Annotated in this window: 21 protein-coding genes and 2 pseudogenes; 5 read left to right on the top strand and 18 right to left on the bottom strand. The window is 38.7% G+C overall.

The genetic code is table 11. The features are described 5' to 3' along the window. Positions 1-340: 340 nt before the first annotated feature. Both AB3I27_RS04140 and AB3I27_RS04135 read left to right on the top strand, forming a co-directional pair. A pseudogene (locus AB3I27_RS04140) lies at positions 341-796 on the top strand (transposase); the annotation flags it as partial. Positions 797-1,242: 446 nt separating this feature from the next. Continuing rightward, positions 1,243-1,453: pseudogene (locus tag AB3I27_RS04135) on the top strand (hypothetical protein). Here AB3I27_RS04135 and AB3I27_RS04130 read toward each other — a convergent pair. The 10 genes from AB3I27_RS04130 to treR form a co-directional block, all read right to left on the bottom strand. Further along, positions 1,409-1,591, bottom strand: coding sequence for a hypothetical protein (locus AB3I27_RS04130; RefSeq protein WP_047929631.1), 183 nt, complete (start codon positions 1,589-1,591; stop codon positions 1,409-1,411). The pseudogene AB3I27_RS04135 and the gene AB3I27_RS04130 sit on opposite strands and share 45 nt — an antisense overlap. Before the next feature lie 168 nt (positions 1,592-1,759). Next, positions 1,760-2,458: a hypothetical protein gene (locus AB3I27_RS04125; protein WP_047929630.1), complete on the bottom strand. Its 699-nt coding sequence runs from the start codon at positions 2,456-2,458 to the stop codon at positions 1,760-1,762. 91 nt (positions 2,459-2,549) lie between these two features. Then, a complete protein-coding gene (locus AB3I27_RS04120; protein WP_235042683.1) occupies positions 2,550-3,152 on the bottom strand; it encodes a hypothetical protein in 603 nt (200 codons plus the stop codon). A gap of 697 nt (positions 3,153-3,849) precedes the next feature. After that, positions 3,850-4,224: a hypothetical protein gene (locus AB3I27_RS04115; RefSeq protein ID WP_002289815.1), complete on the bottom strand. Its 375-nt coding sequence runs from the start codon at positions 4,222-4,224 to the stop codon at positions 3,850-3,852. Between the two features lie 116 nt (positions 4,225-4,340). After that, positions 4,341-4,823, bottom strand: a complete 483-nt coding sequence (locus AB3I27_RS04110) for a low molecular weight protein-tyrosine-phosphatase (RefSeq protein WP_002344732.1) — start codon at positions 4,821-4,823, stop codon at positions 4,341-4,343. A gap of 52 nt (positions 4,824-4,875) precedes the next feature. Further along, positions 4,876-5,454: a TetR/AcrR family transcriptional regulator gene (locus AB3I27_RS04105; protein WP_002290530.1), complete on the bottom strand. Its 579-nt coding sequence runs from the start codon at positions 5,452-5,454 to the stop codon at positions 4,876-4,878. A 28-nt stretch (positions 5,455-5,482) separates the two neighbouring features. After that, positions 5,483-6,484 (bottom strand): Holliday junction branch migration DNA helicase RuvB, encoded by a 1,002-nt coding sequence (ruvB, locus tag AB3I27_RS04100; RefSeq protein ID WP_002309786.1) that lies wholly within the window; start codon positions 6,482-6,484, stop codon positions 5,483-5,485. Between the two features lie 12 nt (positions 6,485-6,496). Then, the gene (ruvA, locus tag AB3I27_RS04095; RefSeq protein WP_002309787.1) at positions 6,497-7,099 is read right to left on the bottom strand and encodes a Holliday junction branch migration protein RuvA; all 603 of its coding nucleotides are present in this window, start codon (positions 7,097-7,099) and stop codon (positions 6,497-6,499) included. A gap of 168 nt (positions 7,100-7,267) precedes the next feature. After that, positions 7,268-7,714 carry a peptide-methionine (R)-S-oxide reductase MsrB gene (gene msrB, locus AB3I27_RS04090; RefSeq protein WP_002309788.1) on the bottom strand — a complete coding sequence of 149 codons (447 nt, stop codon included), beginning with the start codon at positions 7,712-7,714 and terminating at the stop codon, positions 7,268-7,270. Between the two features lie 76 nt (positions 7,715-7,790). Then, positions 7,791-8,504 (bottom strand): trehalose operon repressor, encoded by a 714-nt coding sequence (gene treR / locus AB3I27_RS04085; RefSeq protein WP_002309789.1) that lies wholly within the window; start codon positions 8,502-8,504, stop codon positions 7,791-7,793. A gap of 222 nt (positions 8,505-8,726) precedes the next feature. Between treR and treP the strand changes: the two genes are divergently transcribed. Further along, positions 8,727-10,715 (top strand): PTS system trehalose-specific EIIBC component, encoded by a 1,989-nt coding sequence (gene treP, locus AB3I27_RS04080; RefSeq protein ID WP_002329741.1) that lies wholly within the window; start codon positions 8,727-8,729, stop codon positions 10,713-10,715. Between the two features lie 84 nt (positions 10,716-10,799). Here the strand turns inward: treP and AB3I27_RS04075 are convergent, their stop codons facing one another. The 8 genes from AB3I27_RS04075 to AB3I27_RS04040 form a co-directional block, all read right to left on the bottom strand. Continuing rightward, the gene (locus AB3I27_RS04075; RefSeq protein ID WP_002290524.1) at positions 10,800-11,360 is read right to left on the bottom strand and encodes a nucleoside triphosphate pyrophosphatase; all 561 of its coding nucleotides are present in this window, start codon (positions 11,358-11,360) and stop codon (positions 10,800-10,802) included. Positions 11,361-11,380: 20 nt separating this feature from the next. Beyond that, positions 11,381-13,489, bottom strand: a complete 2,109-nt coding sequence (gene mutL, locus AB3I27_RS04070; protein WP_368022910.1) for a DNA mismatch repair endonuclease MutL — start codon at positions 13,487-13,489, stop codon at positions 11,381-11,383. A gap of 17 nt (positions 13,490-13,506) precedes the next feature. Further along, a complete protein-coding gene (gene mutS / locus AB3I27_RS04065) occupies positions 13,507-16,152 on the bottom strand; it encodes a DNA mismatch repair protein MutS (protein WP_235042681.1) in 2,646 nt (881 codons plus the stop codon). Next, positions 16,136-16,552 (bottom strand): YlbF family regulator, encoded by a 417-nt coding sequence (locus AB3I27_RS04060; RefSeq protein WP_002348044.1) that lies wholly within the window; start codon positions 16,550-16,552, stop codon positions 16,136-16,138. Before AB3I27_RS04060 ends, mutS begins: the two co-directional genes overlap by 17 nt. Then, entirely contained in the window at positions 16,527-17,324 is a 798-nt protein-coding gene (locus AB3I27_RS04055) for a TIGR00282 family metallophosphoesterase (RefSeq protein ID WP_002290518.1), read from the bottom strand. The genes AB3I27_RS04060 and AB3I27_RS04055 overlap by 26 nt, the downstream gene beginning before the upstream one ends. Positions 17,325-17,610: 286 nt before the next feature. After that, positions 17,611-18,384: a Cof-type HAD-IIB family hydrolase gene (locus AB3I27_RS04050; protein ID WP_002309794.1), complete on the bottom strand. Its 774-nt coding sequence runs from the start codon at positions 18,382-18,384 to the stop codon at positions 17,611-17,613. Positions 18,385-18,403: 19 nt separating this feature from the next. Then, positions 18,404-19,039: a DNA alkylation repair protein gene (locus AB3I27_RS04045; protein ID WP_002312395.1), complete on the bottom strand. Its 636-nt coding sequence runs from the start codon at positions 19,037-19,039 to the stop codon at positions 18,404-18,406. Between the two features lie 28 nt (positions 19,040-19,067). Further along, a complete protein-coding gene (locus AB3I27_RS04040) occupies positions 19,068-19,919 on the bottom strand; it encodes a formate/nitrite transporter family protein (protein ID WP_235042680.1) in 852 nt (283 codons plus the stop codon). A gap of 261 nt (positions 19,920-20,180) precedes the next feature. Here AB3I27_RS04040 and rpsD point away from each other — a divergent pair, with 261 nt between their 5' ends. Both rpsD and AB3I27_RS04030 read left to right on the top strand, forming a co-directional pair. Next, on the top strand, positions 20,181-20,792 hold the full coding sequence (gene rpsD / locus AB3I27_RS04035; RefSeq protein ID WP_002294265.1) for a 30S ribosomal protein S4: 612 nt from the start codon (positions 20,181-20,183) through the stop codon (positions 20,790-20,792). A 138-nt stretch (positions 20,793-20,930) separates the two neighbouring features. Then, positions 20,931-21,470 (top strand): biotin transporter BioY, encoded by a 540-nt coding sequence (locus AB3I27_RS04030; protein ID WP_235042679.1) that lies wholly within the window; start codon positions 20,931-20,933, stop codon positions 21,468-21,470. Positions 21,471-21,486: the final 16 nt, after the last annotated feature.

The raw sequence follows: 21,486 nt of genomic DNA, 5'->3' as shown, positions 1-21,486 counted from the left end.
GATTTTAGATAGTTTTAAGAAGTAAGTAAAAGAAATAAATCAAAAGGGTCAGAAACTTAAAAGTTTTTGCCCCCTTTTTTATTTCTCATTTCACAGCTCTTTTAGTAGCACAATTAATTAGTTCAGAAAGTTACTTTTTTAAAGGTCAACGGAGCATGCCTTGTTGGGCTTTTTGATTCTCTACAAATATAGACTGTATTAAAGGTCAATTAGACTGTGCAAGATAGAGTCGCTTGAAAAATTTATTGGGTCAAAAACTTTTAAGTTTTTGATCTCTATTTTTTATTCATTATATTACTTAGCTAGAAATAAATTATCTACAGAGAAAAATAAACAATACATTCCTTCAGGAAAAGTGTATCTGTCACCTATAATCGACTGTTTTGACGGTGCGGTTATCAGTTGGACTATAAGTACAAAACCGAATGCTGAAATGGTCAATTCTATGTTAGACAACGCCGTGGCTACTTTGAGTCCAGGGAACTCTCCTATTGTTCATTCTGATCGTGGGGCAGCACATTATCGCTGGCCAGGATGGATTGAACGAATGAAACAAGGCAATTTAATTCGTTCAATGTTAAAGAAAGAATATTCTCCAGACAATTCAGCCTGTGAAGGATTTTTGGGTCGTCTTAAAAATGAATTTTTTTATGGTCATGATTGGAAATTGGTCTCTATTGATCAATTCATCGCTGAGTTAGACGAGTATATTCTTTGGTACAATCAGAAACAAATCAAATGCTCGCTGGTTGGACTTAGCTCGATAGATTATCGTAAACAGTTAGGTATTTTATAGAATAAAGGTGCAAGAAAACGTCCGCACCCCCTTTTCTACATTTTAACTTGGCCGTTTACAACATCTTCTCGTAGATAAGTTTAATTTATTTCTGTCTTTACGAAAAGATGTTTAAGATATGATACTAACATCACTAATATATTTCTATCAAGAAAATTTATCAGTATATTTGATGTAGTTTATTCTATTCCAATGGATATAGTTCCTCAAGTCGATTAGAAAGAATCATTGTATAATGAGGATTTAAGGGAGAAATCGGTTTGTAAGAAGCTTTTTTCTATCACTCTATTAACTAAATTTTATTAATAAATCAAATTAATCAGGGCACAATACTCGTAGTAAATTTAGAAAATGAGCTAACGATTGAACAGTTATTTGAAAATTACACTGACGAAAGAAATCACATGGTAATTCAAAAATTTAGGTGAAGCTATAGGTAATGAAAAATGGTGAGAAAACCTAGACAAGGTGATAATCTATTATTGAATACAGTTCCTCAATTTGGACATGAACAAACAGGAAAATTACTGTTAGATCAACTAACGACAATTGATTATGAAAGTCAGAGCGTATATTTTTTTGGAAAGAGTGCATGAGAGTTTGGTTGAGAAGTTATTTGTGAAAGTTATAACAGTATTTCAAAAAGTAAGCCAATAAAAAGAAGACAGCTGGATAAATAAAATCAAATGACAATGATTTATCAATTTTACGGACCAAATGATTTTTAGGAACAAGTGCATCTAGCGAAATTTTGGCTTCTTCCATCCGACTATCCATTGTTTGTTTGGACATCATTATACATTCCTCCTCTAAAAGCAAACGTTTTCTTTAATTGTAACAGAAAAACTGTAGAACAAAGAAATTTTTTTCTTTGTCTACAGTCTACAAAAAACCCGCAACGCGGGTTTTTTATTTTGATACATTTTATATTCAGTAATATTAGCTAACTCTTACAAATATAAACTAATCCGTCGTTGAAGTACCAATGGCAACCATCCTCTTTTCTAAAGAGTCATAAATCGTCCACATATGCGCTCCACGGCATCCTCTCCCAGGTGTGAAATAACTAGACCAACTGTCATTCCAGCTATAGGCTACTAAGTTCTTTTTATTAGGGAACAAATAATTATTCAGCTCTAAATATTCTTCTTTTGTTACATAAAGTCCATAAGGCGTTTCAAAAAAAACCTTTTCATAAAGACTTTCTGGCTGAAGCATTTCTTCAAAATCGATGGGCGATGGAATCATTCGCTCTTTATTCAAATAAATTGGGTAACCAGCCACATGATCAAAAGATATCCAGTCGGTATGTACTAATCTCATTTTTATCGGCTTTTCCGTTCGCCAATAGTTATCTACAGTTCTTTTTAAACTCCGACGCTCACGAAAATATTCACGAAAAGTCATACCCGATGGTTTACCTTTCATTTTTTGCTGTAACCATTTTTGGAATATGAACTCTACAAACGGCGTAGGTTTACGTATAGTTTTTGTCCCTCTAACACCTTTATACCATTCATTATTTACATATTTCAGTAATATGATTGCAGCTTCTTGATGGCTATCTAATCCTTGATAATCTGATACAGATAAAATAACATAATCTAAATCTAGAATATACTTCTTGTATAATTGATCTGTTACCTCCTTCAAAAGTTTCATTTTGTCCTCCTCCGATTTTTACTACCTCTCGTTTCATTACATGAGGATTTTAAAGATGTAGATTCTCGCTATCTCACTATTATGAAGTAATTCAATCCAATACCAATATAGCATCGAAAACAGTAAATCGCTTTCTTTTTTCGTCATACACTGACCACACATAAGCGCCATCCCAATAACGACCATTATTATAATAATTCGTAAATTCATTATTCCAAAGGTAAATGTGCAGATGATCTTTATCTGGGAAAAGACGATCATTCAACTGGTTAAATTCTTCTTCCGTTCCTGCCGCTCCTTGAGGTGCATTAAGAAAAGAAGTCCGATAGATACCATCCTCAGCCCATAATGCTTTAGGGGTGACTCTTTTCGCCTTCATCATTTCTTTATTCACATAAATAGGGTACTCTTTCATCTTGTCAAAAAATCGGATATCCGTATAGTTGATTTTTTCTTCGTTAAGCTCATGAAATTTACGAGCATATGCTTCATGATCTATTTTCATAGGATTTCTATCACTCCACATCAGACGCAGACACTCTCGAAACCTGTTTGAGCAATTAAGAAATTCTAAAACTGCTTCCTGATGACTGTTTATCCCACTATACTTTTCCTCTTTTAAAAAAACATAATGGAATGGAGTCCAATCATGTCTTAAGTATAAACTAACAGTTTCTTTTTCTAATAATTCCATCTTCTCTCTCCTTTTGTTCTTCTAACGGCACTCCTGATACACTAACAAATCTGACCCTTTCATCTGCTACGTCAATACATGTTTCTCTCGAATTTTATCTATCCATTTTTATTTTATCGCAACTATCAAAGCTTCTATTCCTATTATTTCTTTTTGAAGAAAAGATAGTTCTTGACTCATGGGAATCGCTTGATTTGTAAAAAAAGGTTGTGAAATCAGCGCCTTGGCTTAAGTATTAGAAAAGCAAAACAGCAAAATATAAGGAGCTATTTTACCGTTTTTTGCACTAATACCAAAGGGTAGCTGATTGCACAACGTATCTTTTTATAGTATAAAATTTTAGACAAATACATGATATAAAAATAAATTTCGCAAAAAAACTTAACAACTTTCGAAAACTTTCGTCACAAAATATTCACAACTAATGACTATTATATAAGCATACCAACAAACAACCCTAACAACACTTTTTCATTTTTAACTCCTTATCCTGCTAGCTCCCCGGCTAGCAGGACCTTTTTTTATCAAAAAAATTTGTCCCATACAATCGATTCAACTAATCAACCGAATGCTCTCATGCTGTGATACTCATCGTAAAACGTTTCGTTTTATCGATATCCGCTTAAAGCATTCGGTTATTTTTGATTAGTAATGATTGATGGTACAAGCTCATACGTGCTTTTCTATCTGGTATAAATTATTTTGATAACCGTTCCTGTTCTCCTGCTGGCGAAAGGATTGTTATTTTTTCAATTTGTTCTACGGGAACCATGCGGATCTGCTGCTCTTCGTTTTGTAGGCGGATCATTACTCGGTCTTTTTCGACCGTTTTTGTCGCCACCCAACCTGAGATCGTTTCATACTTGCTACTCAAACGATTCGCTCTTACTTGTAAGATAACTAAACTATGTTCAGTCGCAGCTTTTTGCAGCTCAAGAATAAACTTTCCTTGCAATCGTACATTCTTAGCATGTTCTTCAGTGTCATTTACAAAAGAATCAAAAAGTTGATACGAGGTATGAGTAACTAACTTCGTAAGCTTCTTCATTGGTGATACTGTCTCTTCGTTCATCGAATGCACTCCTCCTTTAGCTAAGAAAGTGTTACTTAATTAATCTTATTTTACCTAACATTTTACAAAAAAACAAGGAAATGCTCTAACATCTCTAAAAAAAGAAAGCGCTAATCTTAGAAATTGTTTGTTATTTTATTTTCATCCATCCAAATGTTCCACCAATGATCTAACCCTTCTGTGATCAATTGATATGTCTCATCAAAGTTATTGGTATAGTATGGATCAGGAACATTTTCTTTTTCTTTTCCAGGGATGCTACTTAAAAACAAATGGATTTTTTCCTGTGCTGAGCGTGGTGCTCTTCTTTTCAGTTCTTCTACATTTTCTTGATCCATGCCAATGATCCAATCAAAAGTTTCAAAATCGTGGGGCGTGATTTGACGAGCAACCATATTCGTCATATCTACATTTTCTTGGTTTAATATTTTTTTCGTTCCAGAGTGCGGTGTCTTTCCAACTTCATACGTACTTGTAGCAGCAGAATCCACAAAAAACTCTGCTTCCTTTCCTTCTGATGCTACTCGTTTCTTCAACAAGCCTTCTGCCATTGGTGAACGGCAAATATTTCCCAAACAAACAAATAAAATTTTTGTCATTTTCCCATCTCCTTTTAACGATCATGGCTTTTTCAACGAAAGATTATTTCTATTACTGTTCTTCCAACTCTTCTTTTGCATAAAGACGATAAGAGTATAATTCCGTATCCTTAGCTAAACGGAAAAGCTGCATAGCGATTTCCATCGGTGTTTCTTCATATTCATTCGTGATCCAATTGACTAACACGCCGCTGCAACCGTAAGAAAAAAAACGAGCATAAAATAGTTTATCTTTTGCAGAAAGCTGTCTTTCTTCATCCATTTGCTCAAAAATCTTGATAAAAGATTTTTGGATTAGTTGAGAGAATTCTTTTTGTAAAATTTCTTGGTCAGAAAGCACAGTATTTGCGTAAAACTCTTTCTTTTCAGCAATTGCTTTCAGCATTTTCAATGCTTGCTCTTCCCAATTATCAAGAGTAAGACATTGCGGGTCTAAATAATGCAAGGCATCCTCACAATAGACCCAACGAAGCAAATCGTATTTATCTGTAAAATGATAATAAAATGTTTGACGATTGATTTTTGCTTCATTTGCGATTTTTTGGACGCTGATTTTTCGAAAAGATTGTGTTTGGCACAAATCAATCAATACGTTTTTGATCAATTGTTTCGTACGTGTTGTATCACTCATTCATTTTCCTCCAATCTAAAAGCAAAAATCACATATGATAGTCGTATCCGAAATGTTCATAAGCATAAGCCGTAGCCATTCGCCCTCTAGGTGTACGCTTTAAAAATCCTTTTTGGATCAAGTACGGTTCATACATATCTTCGACTGTTTCTCGTTCTTCTCCTATATTTACGGAAAGCGTGCTTAATCCTACGGGTCCGCCGCCATATAATTCGATCATCGTCCGTAACAATTTCTGGTCAACATAATCCAAACCAGCTTGATCGACTTGTAGCAAAGTAAGAGCCTGATCTGCTATAGGACGATCGATTTTCCCGTCTCCTTGAACTTGCGCAAAATCACGAACCCGTTTGAGTAAGCGATTCGCGATTCTAGGCGTTCCTCGCGATCGGCGAGCAATTTCCAATGCCCCTTCTTCAATGATCTCTGTTTGAAAAATATCCGAAGAACGTAAAACGATCTCCTGCAGATCCTGTTCGTCATAATATTCCATATGTGAAATGATGCCAAATCGATCGCGTAAAGGTGCAGAAAGCATACCTGCTCGCGTCGTCGCCCCAATCAAAGTAAAGGGAGGAAGAGGAAAATGGACCGGATGTGCGGTTGGTCCTTGTCCTACCATGATGTCTACATAAAAATCTTCCATGGCCGAATAAAGCATCTCTTCTACTACTCTAGGCAATCGATGGATCTCATCGATAAATAGGACATCCCCTGCTTCCAGTTCATTTAAGATCGCTACTAAATCACCCGGACGTTCGATAGCGGGGCCGCTTGTCGTACGAATGTTCACGTTCATCTCATTAGCAATGACCATAGCCATCGTCGTTTTCCCTAATCCAGGAGGCCCATACAACAGAACATGATCTAATGGTTCTTCCCGATTTCTGGCAGCTTCGATGTAGATCTGAAGCTCTTGTTTGACTTTTCTCTGCCCGATATACTGAGAAAGCAACTGCGGACGAAGAGATTTTTCCAAACTCAGTTCATTTTCGCCAGTTTCTGGTGATAACAAGTATTCATCTGTCATTTGGTCTCCTCCTTATTTTTTCATCATCAGCTTGAGTGCTTGGCGTAAATACTCATCCGTTGTCTGATTATCGACTTCTTTTAATTGTTTTTCTACACGTTTGATTTCTCTATCACTGTAACCAAGAGCTGAGAGAGCCTCCATTGCTTCAGATAGAGCGGTAGCGTCTTTTGTAGTTGCTTCATCGAATAGACTGAAGGGCGTATCGATACTCAGCTCACCAAATTTTCCTTTTAGATCCAAGATCATTTGTTGCGCCGTCTTCTTCCCTACCCCTGGAAATTTTGTCAAATAAGTGACATCACTGGATTCCACTGCTTGGATCAAACCGGAGTGGTCTTCACTTGCCATGATCGCAAGAGCACTTTTTGGACCGATTCCTGAAACACTGACTAATCGCAAAAACAGTTGTTTTTCTTCTAAAGAATCAAATCCATACAAAAGATGTGCATCTTCGCGGATCACCTGATGGACATAAATTTTTATTTTTTGATTTAGTTTGCTGCTGTAGCGGTAAGGATTTCCTAGTGCAATCTGGTAGCCGATACCATTGGTTTCTACTACTATGTAATAGGGGTTGATAAAGGTAACCACACCTGTCAGATATTCATACATATTCTAGTCCTCTTTCTTTTGCACACATACGTTCCCTTTATTGTAGCACATTTCACCTTGTGAAAAAAGGAGTCTGGGGAGCGTTTCTTTCAAATAGCAATCGCTTGAATAAAAAAGAGCGGACGATCGAGTGAATCCCCGTATTGTACCGCTCTTTTTGTATTTTCATTATTCTACCAGTGATTTGTATTCGCCATAACCGAGTTCATCCATCTTTTCATAGGGAATGAATTTTAGTGAGGCAGAATTGATGCAGTAACGCAGACCGCCTTTATCTACTGGGCCATCGGTAAATACATGTCCGAGATGAGAGTTTGCTTCTTTGCTTCGGACTTCTATTCGATGCATGCCATGAGAAAAATCGGCTTTTTCACGTACTTGTCTTTTCGCTATTGGTTTGCTGAATGATGGCCAGCCACAACCAGCGTCATATTTTTCCGCAGAGCTAAATAACGGTTCGCCGCTGACGATATCGACGTAGATCCCTTTTTCGTAAAAATCATCGTATTTTCCGGTAAATGGACGTTCTGTTGCATTTTCTTGTGTGACTGCATAAGCCATCGGTGATAATTTTTCTTTCAGTTCTTCTTTTTCTGGTCTTGTTGGTTTATCCATTAAAAATGCCCCCTTTGTGTTCCTATCATAGCGCCAAAGCAGACAGATGCCAACAATTTGCTTTCTTTCGAATCATTTACACTTTTCGGCGCCGGGCAAACTCAACGAAACGGAATTTATCTAATCGGTGTACCGACTCAGAATACTCAAAACAGCGGGTATCTTCCAAATGAACAAGACTTCTGACGACTACTGCGTAAGTGTCATCGTGAAGATCCATCGTTGTTTTCATGATATCTGTTACTTCTTCTACTGTGATTTCCTTTTGTGCGTAAGCAATCGTTAAAGAAAGCTCATTTTCAAAATATTCATAGATCGACCCTTGTGCTTGTACTGGGGTTAAATGAGGAACAATCTCCTTTAATAGATAATCAGTATCTAATATAACCACTTCACCATCGATTTTTCTTTCGCGTATCAAATGCCAGACAGGTGCACCAATCTCCCAGCCAGTAATCTCATTCAGTGATTTTGTTACTTCTGTTTCTTCTAACGTATGAACGATCGTTTCACTTGGAATACGTTGGGTTTCCTGTAGCTCTTTATAGCTTGTCAGCCCAGAAATAGGAAAATCAAAGCGGTTTCGATCTAGTACGATCGACCCTTTTCCTTGTTTTTTTTGAATATATCCTTCCGTCGTCAAAAGATTCAGTGCTTTTCTAATTGTTTCTCGTGAAACACCGTAGATTTTGATCAATTGGTTCTCACTAGGCAAAAGCGAATGCGGAGGATATTCTTTCGCTAAAATTTTCTGTTCCAAATCTAAAAAAATTTCATTGAACTTGTTCATGTTTTTTCCCTCACTCGTTCTTCCATCATTTCTTCACTATACTACAGCTCTTTTTGTATTTCAATGTTCCTCTTTTTACGAAAAGCTTATTTTATGCTTTTTAAAACGATATCATTTTTCTGGACGTTTTTGGATAAAACGCTTGCAATTCTTCCCGAAAAAAAGTATAGTAAACAAAGAAGCAACTTGCATAGACAAGTTAAAAGAAAGGGGTTTATTGATATGGCAAAGTATCAAGCAGATGCCGAGAAACTGCTACATGATATCGGCGGAAAAGAAAATATTGCTGCAGTTAGTCATTGTGCAACTCGTATGCGTTTTGTCCTAAATGATCTTGGAAAAGCAGATCAAAAAGCAATCGAAGATATTCCTAGTGTGAAAGGGATGTTCACGAATGCTGGGCAGTTCCAAGTCATCATAGGAAATGATGTTTCTACTTTTTATAACGACTTCGTTGCAGTATCCGGAGTTGAAGGGGTTTCTAAAGAACAAGGAAAAGCAGCAGCAAAACAAAACCTTCATCCCGTACAACGCGCCATTGCCGTCTTGGCAGAAATCTTTACACCACTGATTCCTGCAATTATCGTCGGCGGATTGATCCTTGGTTTCAGAAATGTACTTGAAGGTATCCAGTTTGAAAGTCTTGGTGGAACGATCGTTGAACACTCGCAATTTTGGAATGGCGTCAATGCCTTTTTATGGCTGCCAGGTGAAGCAATTTTCCATTTTCTTCCAGTAGGTATCACTTGGAGTATTGCGAAAAAGATGGGTACTACACAAATATTAGGAATCGTTTTAGGAATTACATTAGTTTCTCCGCAATTATTAAATGCTTATAGTGTAGCTTCCACAGCTGCAGCAGATATTCCATTTTGGGATTTTGGTTTTGCTCAAGTCCAAATGATCGGTTATCAAGCACAAGTTATTCCAGCTATGCTGGCAGGGTTTATGTTAGCGTATCTAGAGATCTTCTTCCGCAAATATATCCCTCAGTCGATTTCAATGATCTTTGTTCCATTGTTTTCATTGTTACCAACTGTTTTAGCTGCTCACGTTATTTTAGGTCCTATCGGTTGGACAGTCGGAAGCTGGATTTCAACTATCGTAAATACCGGGTTGACGTCTTCTATCAGCTGGTTGTTTAGTGCTGTATTCGGGTTCCTGTATGCACCTTTAGTAATTACTGGTCTCCACCATATGACCAATGCGATTGATATGCAGCTGATTGCAGATTTCGGATCAACGAATTTATGGCCGATGATTGCTTTATCAAATATCGCCCAAGGCTCTGCAGTCTTAGCCATCGTCTTCTTGCATCGTGGAAACAAAAAAGAAGAACAAATCTCGATTCCAGCAATGATTTCTTGTTACTTAGGCGTAACTGAACCTGCTATGTTCGGGATCAATTTGAAATACGTCTATCCTTTCGTCGCAGCAATGGTCGGTTCTGGATTAGCTGGCATGTTTGCCAACTTGATGGATGTTCGAGCAAACGCGATCGGAGTAGGTGGGTTACCAGGAATACTAGCTATCCAAGCAGAAACATGGGTACCTTTCATCATCGCAATGATCATCGCTATCATCATTCCATTTGGCTTGACGATCGTCTTTAGACGCCAGGGAATCTTGAATAAGATTGATCCTGCTGTTCCTGAAAATGCTGCTGATGTACAGCTTCAAACAGCGAATGGTGCAACAGCAATGCCACAGTCTTTTGAACCTGTTTCAGCAACTGGTACGGCAGTTGCAACAAAAGAAACATTATTCGCAGTGGCTGCTGGGAACATCAAGGAAATTACTGAAGTAAATGACCCAGTTTTCTCACAAAAAATGATGGGTGACGGTTATGCTGTCGAACCGTCAAATGGCAAAGTCTATGCACCAGTAAATGGTAAAGTGACGAGTGTTTTTGAAACAAAACATGCCATTGGTATTCTTTCTGATGAGGGGCTGGAAGTACTCGTTCACATGGGATTAGATACCGTTGAACTAAAAGGCGTTCCTTTCACTGTATTCGTGAAAGAAGGAGATCTTGTCACACCAGAAACTCTGATTGCTGAAATGGAATTGCCAGAAATAGAACAAGCTGGTAAGAAAACTGACATTATTGTTGCTTTAACTAATAACGAAAAAGTTGCTGGTCTATCCCTTGACCAATCAGGACTTGTTCGCCCAGGCGAAGCAGTCGGTAACGCTGAAGTAAAATCTTAGTCAGAGTAGATAAGTAATCTTTTCAATAAAAAAGACGGGCTATCATGGATTTCAATCGAAAATCAGATAGTCCGCTTTTTTTGTTTAATTGAATGTTTTCAGTGCCTGATTGACAGCACCAATCGGAAACCCTACGATACTGTAGTAATCTCCAGAAATTTCTTTGACGAATACACTGGCAGCATTTTGGATGCCGTATGCCCCTGCTTTATCCGCATAGTCTCCCGTCTCCAAGTAACGATTGATTTCTTCATCTGTCAGTGGATAAAAAGTGACATGTGCTTCTGCTAGTATTCGTTCTTCTCGCTCCTTTGTTTTTAAAACAACTGCTGTGTATACAGTATGTGTTTCCCCGCTTAATTTTTTCAACATGACTTCAGCCTCAGCCATATCTTCTGGTTTACCCATGATCTCCTGGTTGAGAACAACAGTCGTGTCGCTAGCAATCACTAAGCTGTCTTTCTTTTCTTTTTGTTCCCAAACAGTTCGTGCTTTTTCTTCAGCCATTCTGCGTACATAATCGACTGGCAGTTCGTCTGGAAATGGCGTTTCATCAATATCAGCAGGTTCGATCTCGAATTCTGAAACGATGTGAGCCAATAACTCTTTTCTTCTTGGTGATTGGGACGCTAGTATAATCTTCATGTTTCCCTCTTCTCTCTGACTTAATGCGGATCTTGGATCCGTTTGAACATTCTTTCCATATCCGAGTTGGTAAAGTGAATCAATACTGGGCGGCCATGGGGGCAATTGAATGGATTTTCGCATTGTGCTAAATCTTTCAGCAGCACACGTGCTTGTGCTTCATTCAAATAATGGTTGGCTTTGATCGATCGTTTACAGCTCATCATGATTGCTGTTGCTTCACGGAATTTTTTTACGCTCACACTTCCTGTCGTCAATAGCATGTCGATCATCTCGCGAATAATCGATTCTTCTTCACCATTGGGATACCAAGTAGGATGGGCCCGTACAATAAAGCTGTTTTGACCAAATTCTTCTAAATAAATCCCTGCATCTTCTAGCAAATGCTTTTGCTCTTTTAGTTTCAAAGCATCACTGTTTGGATAGTCCAACACAAATGGAACAAGTAATTCTTGTAGATCATCAGATACTTCCCCAATTTTTTCCCGGAAATATTCATATTTGATACGCTCTTGAGCAGCATGCTGATCGATGATGTACAATCCGTCGCTACTTTGGGCAAAAAGATACGTTCCGTGCATCTGTCCAAAATATTCCAATTGAGGAAAACGTTGAACTGGTGTTTCCGTTTCTAGTTTCTTGATCGCTTGTTCTAATGTTTTGTCGTTTCCGTGAGTGAAATCAAATTCAGGATGCAGTGTCAATTCTTCCTCGTAAATCTGTTCATTCTCTTCTAAGGATATATCTATCTGTTCTTTATTTGTTTCTTTCGTGTTATCCACAGTAGGAATTTCTTTCTTTTCAGATTTTTCCACTGTTTTTTCTACAAAGTTATCAACATTTTCACCAAACTTATCCACCGTTTTCGCTGTTTTTTCTGGATAACTAGTGTTTCCTTCAGAAAAGCCAGAAAAGTTTTTAACATTTTCCACAGACTTATCAACAGATCTGTCAACAAATGTGCTCTTTGGTTCTTCTACAAAAAAGGTTCCTGTCTCTCGGTCAAAATTCAAACTACTTGGCTTTTTAGGTTTTTCTTCTTCAAAAGCATAGGACAAATCGATTTCGATTTGTTCCGTTTTAGGCTGATCTGGTACTTTTTTCTTGAACCGTAGATTATCCGCGGCACTTGGAATCAGGTTTTCTTGTGACAATGCTTTTTGAATGGCGTTACTAATTAGCTCTGTTAGTTCTTTTTCCTTCGACAACCGGACTTCCTGCTTCGTCGGATGGACATTTACATCGACTAAAAGCGGGTCCATCTTGATTTCCAATATAGCAATAGGAAAACGGCCGACCATTAATTTTGATCCATAACCTGCAACGATTGCTTTATTTAAGGAAAAATTCTTGATAAAACGTCCATTGATGATCGTCGATAAGTAATTCCGACTGGCACGAGTCACCTCTGGCAATGAAACATAACCAAATAACTCAAAATCTAGATCTTTTCCTTCGATTTTCAACATTTTTTTAGCGGTAGATAATCCGTAGATTCCCGCAATCGTTTGTTTCAAATCGCCATTTCCAACAGTTGCCAACATTTTGTTTCCATCATGTACTAAACGAAAAGCAATTGTTGGATGACTTAATGCCAGACGATTGACGATGTCCCCGATGTTCGCTAATTCTGTATGCAGTGTTTTCACGTATTTCAAGCGGGCTGGCGTATTGAAGAACAGGTTGCTGACGGTAATCTTCGTTCCTTGACGCAGAGGTGCTGGCCGATGCTCCATGACCTCGCCACCTTTGAGCGAAAGATAAGTACCTTGTTTTTCTTCCTGGTTCGCCGTTTCCAGAGTCATCTCAGAAACAGAGGCAATACTTGGCAAAGCTTCCCCTCGAAAGCCCAGCGTTCGTATGCGAAAAAGATCGTCACGATTATGGATCTTACTTGTCGCATGCCGCTTGAAGGCATTCTCTACGTCGTCTGCCAAAATGCCTTCTCCGTTATCAATCACTTGGATCGTCCGCAGTCCCGCTTCTTCAACTAAGATATCAATCTGAGTACTACCGGCGTCAATTGCATTTTCCACTAATTCTTTCACGACAGAAGCTGGTCGTTCCACTACTTCTCCCGCAGCGATCTGATTAGCTAAAAGTTCAGATAATTCTTGGATTTTGGCCATCGATATCCGCCTTCTTCCTACAGTTGTTTTTGTAATTCATATAATGTGTTTAGTGCATCCATTGGCGTCATTTCTAGTAAATTTATTTGCTTCAGTGATTCAATGACTTCTGTTTCATTTTCGGATAATTCACCGAATAAAGAAAGTTGTTGGGTTTCTTCTTTGACACTGTCTTGTATAGGGTCTTGGTTTACTTTTTCTGCAGGTGGTTTTATTTGCTCCTGTTTGGCTGTTTTAGTCTTCTCTCCTATTTCAGCTGGAACAGTATGGTGTCCGTTATCGCCATTTTCTAGCGTATGCAGGATATCTGCTGCTCGCTCAAGTAGATTGGCAGGCAATCCTGCGATTTTTGCCACATGTATACCATAGCTTTTATCCGCAGGTCCATCCATCATTTTATGCAAGAAGACAACTTCTCCGTCTTTTTCAACAGCTCCAACATGGACATTTTTAAGCTGCGGAAGTTCTTTTTCAAGTACCGTCAGTTCATGATAATGGGTAGAAAAGAGTGTTTTTGCTTGTACATGACGATGGATATATTCGATGATTGCTTGGGCCAACGCCATTCCGTCATAGGTTGCTGTTCCTCGCCCGAGTTCGTCAAACAAAATTAAACTGTTTGGCGTCGCATAACGTAGGGCTTGATTGGCTTCCATCATCTCTACCATAAAAGTACTTTGTCCAGCAATTAAGTCGTCACTTGCACCAATTCGGGTAAAAATCCGATCAAAAATAGGTAAAACTGCTTGTTTTGCCGGAACGAAACAGCCCATTTGCGCCATCAGAACAGTTAATGCCAACTGGCGCATATACGTACTTTTACCAGACATATTCGGTCCTGTGATCAGCAAAATCATTTCGTCTTCTGCCATTTCTACGCTATTAGGGATATATTCCTGATGTCCTAATACTTTTTCTACTACAGGATGTCGTCCGTCTTTGATCAGAAGCTGATGCTTGTCACTGACAAGTTCTGGCCGAACATACTGATAGCGTTCGCTGATTGTTGCAAAACTTTGTAGCACATCTACTGCGCTGATTGCTTTTGCAAGTACTTGTAGCGGTTGGATAGCCTTTTTGACTTCTTCTCTCACAGCTAAAAACAACTGATATTCTAAATCAACAGATTTTTCTTCTGCTTCGAGGATTTGTGTCTCCAATTCTTTTAGTTCTGGTGTGATGAAACGCTCTGCATTTGCTAAGGTTTGTTTTCGTTCATACTTCTCCAGTTCTGCATTCCCAAGATTTGCTTTTGTGATTTCTATATAATAACCGAAAACGCGGTTAAATCCGATTTTTAAGTTCTTGATTCCTGTTTCTTGACGCTCTTTTGCTTCAAGTTCTGCTAGCCACTTCTTTCCGTTTCTCATAGCAGAACGGTACGTATCGAGCTGCTCATTGAATCCATCTTTGATGATGTTTCCTTCCGTTATTTGTAACGGCGGATCATCTTGGATAGCTTGGTCAATCAATTGGACGAGATGGTCCATCGGTTGCATTTCTGAAAGCAGACTTTGCCATTGACCTTGATCAATTCCTTCAATCAACCCTCTGATCATTGGCACTTGTTCTAAAGACGTTTTCAACTGGATCAAGTCTCGCCCATTGACATTACCGAAAGCTACTCGACCTGCTAGGCGTTCCAGATCATAGACTTTCGTTAATGCTGACTGCAAATCGATACGTTCAAAATAACTGTCTAGCAAAGAAGCGACCATTTCTTGTCTTGCTTTAATTTGTTTTGCCTGGATAAGCGGACGGTCTAGCCATTGTTTTAGTAAGCGGCCACCCATTGCTGTTTTTGTTTCATCTAATAACCATAGAAGGGTGCCGTGCTTTTTCCCAGTCCGAATAGATTGGCTTAATTCTAGGTTGAATTTTGAATAATAATCCATTTTCAAAAAATGATCTGGTTGGTATTCTACTGCTTTTTGGATATGAGCTAAACTCCGCTTTTGTGTCACCGCTAAATAAGTCAATAGTTTACCAGTTGCTTCTTTTTCCAGCGGATCGACTAGTTCACTTGTCAAAAAGCTAAATTCGGCATTTTCTTCCATCTCATTTTGTTGAGAAAAGACTAGCCCTAAACGCCCGCTTAGCTGTTCACGAAGGGTATCAGTGATCTCACTACCTAATACGAGTTCTTTTGTCTGCAATGCAGAGGCTTCATTTAAAACAGCTTCTTCATCATGCAACCGAGCCGTCTTCAATTCTCCCGTACTTAGATCGGCATAAGCAAAGCCAAATTCATTTCCTTGACTAACTACAGCTGTTAAAAAATTGTTGTCTTTTGCCGACAATCCTTTGCTGTCCATGACTGTACCAGGAGTGACTAGCTGAATCACTTCGCGCTTGACCATCCCTTTAGTCGTCTTTGGATCTTCTACCTGCTCGCAAATTGCTACTTTATAGCCTTTTTCAATCAAGGTATCGATATATCCTTGTGCTGCATGGTGAGGTACACCGCACATAGGAATAGGTTCTTCTGCATTTCGATTTCTGCTCGTCAACGTTAATTCCAAAAGCTGTGATGCCTTGATCGCATCTTCATAAAATAATTCATAAAAGTCTCCTAAACGATAGAACAAAAAAGCATCTTGGTATTGTGCCTTGATGCTTAGATATTGTTCCATCATAGGAGTGTTTTTAGTTTTTTGAGGCATGTTTTTCCTCCTCTATTTGTCCATTGATTTCTTCTTGTATCATCGTTGTTAAATGATGAAGCAGATCATCTGCTTCCAACAGCTGTTTTCTATAAGCTATAACAAGCGGATGCTGATCAAATTCTTTCATGAATTGATCCGCTCGCTTGATTGCTTCTTGTTCTGCTGCTGGTTTGTCATAGTGGGCAAAATGAACAGCTTCTTTTTGCGCTTGTTTGATTTTCTCTCTCAACTCAGCTAAATACTGGTTTTGCTGGATCTTTTCTTCAAGTGCTTTGTAGCGAATGATCGTTTCATTTTCTCTTAAAAGTTTTGTCAGTTTCCTTACTTCTTTTTGAATTTCCGGCTCCTGCTGCAAAAAACTGCCTCTCTTTCTACTCCATGAACGGTCGATCCTCATTGATTTGAATCAGCTGGATTTCTTTTGCATGACCTGTCGTATCATCCAATTCTAAGATACAGCCGCTTAAAATCGATCGGCCTTGTTCGACAACTTCAAAACGTTTTGGTAATGCGGTCAGAAACTTTTCGATCACAGGTTCTCTGCGCATACCCAAAATACCATCGTAGGGTCCTGTCATCCCAACGTCTGTCAGATACGCTGTACCTTTTGGCAAAATTCGCGCATCATTTGTCTGGACATGTGTATGTGTACCGACCACTGCTGAAACTTTCCCATCTAAAAACCAGCCCATCGCTTGTTTTTCACTTGTTGTTTCTCCATGAAAATCTACAAAAATGATTGGCGTACGTTTCCTAGCTTCTTCTACTAGTTCCTTCATTTTACGAAAAGGATCATCCAAGTCCACCATGAAAGAACGAGCTTGCATGTTGATTACTGCCAATTCGATCTGATTCACTTTGACAAAGACCATCCCTTGTCCAGGCGTCCCTTCCGGAAAATTTGCCGGCCGAACCATCTTTTTGGCTTCATTTACAAACTCAAAAATCCCGCGGTTGTCCCACGTATGATTTCCCATCGTCACGACATCTACACCGTCTTGCAAAAATTTTTTATAGATTTTTTCTGTGATTCCACGTCCAGAAGCGGCATTCTCACCATTTACGATCGTTACTTGCGGACGATACTTCTTCTTCAACCTAGGAAGATATTCAGTAATCATCTCTCGTCCCATTGAACCTACTACATCACCAATAAACAATACCCGCACACTAAATTCCTCTTCTCTTTTAACATCACTCTATATTATAGTTGTTTTCAATAAGAAAGAAAAGGTCAAACAAAAGGAACACTTTCCTGATATTTCTTAGATTTGAAAAATAAAATAAAGAAATGGGACTGTGGCAAAAATCTTGTCACAGTCCCATTTCCCGAATAAACGTTGTTCCATCTGCTGCTTCTTCAGAAATAAGCCGAAATTTTTCAAAAATTTGAGAAACAATTTTCATAAATCTGTTCTTATTACTTGATGCAGGACAGCTTTTTCACAACCTCTTTTAAATCACACTTAACTCTTTCAATGCCTTCCAGATGCCATCTTGATCATTTGTATCAGTGACCATCTTGGCTTCTGCTTGTACTTCTGGCACAGCATTCCCCATAGCTATTCCGATTCCTGACATACGCAACATTTCACGGTCATTTTGTCCGTCACCAAAGCTGATAATATCTTCATGCGGGATACCTACTTGTTCTGCTAAGTGTAGGATCGTCGCCGCTTTAGAACCGTTTTGGGGAACGACATCTACACTGTTCTCATGCCAACGGACAAATCGGATCTTATCATATGAAGAGAATTTTCCATCATAGGTTTGATCGAAAAATGCTAACGCTTGATAGATTTCTTGTTCCTCTGCAAAAAACTGATCTAGTTCAGGCAAGACAGCGCCGAAAGAATGCATCGCCTCTTCCATCACCGTTACATCATTGGAAGAAGAACGTTTGATATTGTCTAAGCTGACAAAAGCTGTGTCGATCTGTTCATGATGCGCTTCCTGGACGAATGCATCTAACTGTTCGCGATCTAGTAAATTCTTATATACTTGTTCATGGTCTAAAAAACCGGCCGCTCCATTACATAAAATGTAGTTCGTAAAATCCAGATCTCGAATGACTTCTTGCGCATGGAATCGACTCCGCCCTGTAGCAATCGTGACCAGATGACCGGCTTTGCGTAATTTTTCCAATGCTTCTCTCGTGCTATCTAAAGCTTGTTTATTTGAATCTAACAACGTTCCATCAATATCAAAAGCAAATAATTTGCGTCTCATCTCTTGTCGTCTCGCTTTCTTATAAATACTTGCTTGCCTCTCGAACAGCTAACTTGCTCAAATCTGTTGTCAGCTGACTTTTTACCCAAGCAGCATCGGTCTTACTATAATCACGCAATGCCCAACCGATTGCTTTTTGGATAAAGAATTCCTTTGTTTGACGGTCTTCGTCTATTGCTCGAATCAATAGTGCTGTGTCTGTTTGCTGTTTATAACCTAATTGCAACGTGATTGCTATTCGACGCAACCAGAAATCTTCCTTTTTTTCGAACAACTGAAAGACTTCTTTACGTTGCTCTGGATGGACTTTACACCATGTACTGTATACTTTTCTCCAAGAATCGATGCTGTCCCACCATTCTTTTTTCTGGACTAGTGGTAACAATGTAACTAGCTCTTCAAAGGTAAACCGTTTGATGTTTTTTTGGACTAAATCGATCGCCACATACTGATATTCTCTTTCGATTTGTTCATAATAGTAATGAACAAAAGCTAAAACTTCAGAAACAGATAAATGTTTGCTTTCATCCAATAACGGCTGTTGCAAAAGAGCGCGTTCCGGCTTAGGTACTCCAGCAAAAGGAAAGAGATTTTTCATGTACTTTTCCATTTGTAACGCTTTTTCTTCATTTTTTGGAAAAACTAACACTTCCATAGTATTTCCTCCCTTAATGAACGACTTTTTAGTCCACATAGGATGATTTTGATTGATTCAGCCAAGCATAACCCAGTCCCATCACTAAACCGCCACCAATATAATTCCCTGCCAAAGCAAAAAACAAATTATGTAACACATTACTGGCTGTCATTCCATCCATCTGACCATGAGAAGCAAAGTAAGCAAGCGTAAAGGCAGGAAAATTCGCTATCACGTGTTCATATCCTAAAAAAGCAAAAATGAAAATAATGAATACGACCGTGATTACTTTCCCAGCATCCTCTTTCATCCGCATGCTAATCAGTACAGCGGTATTGACAACGATATTCGCAAACATCCCTTCCACCAAAATCGTTGTTGCAGGTTTTGCTAGTTTTACTGCTATTGATTCTAACATAAAGTTGTCCAACGTTAAATCTTGAAATGGCGTAGTCATAGAAATAAGAAATCCACATAACATACCGCCAATCATATTGAAAAAAATACAGGCAAATAGAATCTTGGCTGCCTTACTTAAAGCAAGTCTCTGCCGTAAAACACCCACGGTCATATAAAGCATATTCGATGTTCCTAATTCGGCGTTCATGTATAGAATCATGACCAGCCCCCAGCTGAACATAAATGCGTATAAAATCTTTCCTAGACCGTGCGCGATATCTTCCCCCTTCATCGCAATCGCAAATGCCACAGCCGTTCCTAAAGTCAAAAACAAACAGGCAAGAACCGCTCGAACAGCGTAACGTGAAAAGCTGTTTTCAAAAAGGTTCGCCTTCTTTTCAATTGAAGCATCGATTTTCTCAAATAATGGTGATACCGGATTCATTGATTTTCTCCTTAAACTTCCTTCACTTTTTTCCATTTGCACATACCTTCTCATTTTATAAAGAGAGCCTAGGTTTGTAAAGCGTTTTTACATACTAATTATCTTGACATTCATGGATGATCTATCATATACTGTAGTTTGTGTAAAATAATGCAGCAGAAAAATAATAACTCATCCCTAGTTTGTTGCCCCGTCTCGGGTTCGATTGTGTAACCGCGGCTGCAAAGGTGAAGATTGAAGAACAAACTATATGATTATGAATTTTTCAACGGATTATTTTACTCCAAAAACTTATATTCATTGGAGGAAATTTTAATGTCTCGTTATACAGGACCATCATGGAAAATTTCTCGTCGCTTAGGCATCTCATTGTCAGGCACAGGAAAAGAATTAGCACGTCGCCCTTACGCACCAGGTCAACACGGACCTAACAGCCGTGGCAAACAATCAGAATACGGCATGCAATTAACTGAAAAACAAAAACTTCGTCACATGTACGGAATGAACGAACGTCAATTCCGTAACTTGTTCGTAAAAGCTAGCAAAATCAAAGAAGGTAAACACGGTGTTAACTTCATGATCTTACTAGAACAACGTTTAGACAATGTTGTTTACCGTTTAGGACTTGCAACGACTCGTCGTCAAGCACGTCAATTAGTTAACCATGGTCACATTTTAGTTGATGGCAAACGCGTTGATATCCCTTCATACCACGTAGAAGTGGGTCAAGTGATCTCAGTTCGTGAAAAATCACAAAACATCGTAACAGTAAAAGAAGCTGTAGAAGCAACTGTTGGACGTCCAGCATTCGTAAGCTTTGACGCTGAAAAATTGGAAGGTTCATTAACTCGTTTACCAGAACGTGACGAACTATATCCAGAAATCGACGAAGCTCTTGTCGTTGAATACTACAACCAAAGCTTATAATTTCAAAAGCTTTCTTGAAAAAGGCCGCTATCTATTGGATAGCTGGTCTTTTTTTTATTTTCTATTTACAAAGCAATCACTTTGTTTTACAATTTCGTTAACCAATAAAAAATATTAAGTTAACGAAAAGAGGGCGTTATGAACCGAACATTGAAAGAATTGATACTTGCTGCGGAATTTGCCGCGATTATTTCTGTCCTTTCTCAGATGACCATTCCTTTTGGTTTGGTTCCTTTGACAGGGCAAACATTTGCTATTGGACTGACAGCCACTTTTCTCGGAAGAAAACTGGGATTGATATCTGTTACGGTTTATCTTTTACTGGGTTTGATCGGTCTTCCTGTATTTTCAGGGATGACTGGCGGCATAGCTGTTTTATTTGGTCCAACTGGCGGATATTTGATTGGATTTCTCTTTCAAACATGGCTAACTGGCTGGATGATCGAAAAAACAGACGCTCATTACTTGTACGCAATCTTTGCCAATCTAATGGGTTCTCTTGCCGCATTAGTCTGTGGGACGATCTGGCTGAAGATAAGTGGCGACCTTACTTTTACAACTGCATTTGCCAGTGGGCTGCTGCCTTTTTTACTGCCGGAATCAATCAAAGCAACTGGAGCAGCCTATATCGGTGTCTTGTTGAAGAAACGGCTAAATCGATTTCTTCGAACGAATTGAACAAAAAAGCAGCATG

It is taken from the genome of Enterococcus sp. C46 (assembly GCF_040887565.1).
GTDB lineage: Bacteria > Bacillota > Bacilli > Lactobacillales > Enterococcaceae > Enterococcus_B > Enterococcus_B lactis.
Note: the sequence above shows the minus strand (reverse complement) of the source record. Positions and strands in the feature narration are given on the sequence as shown.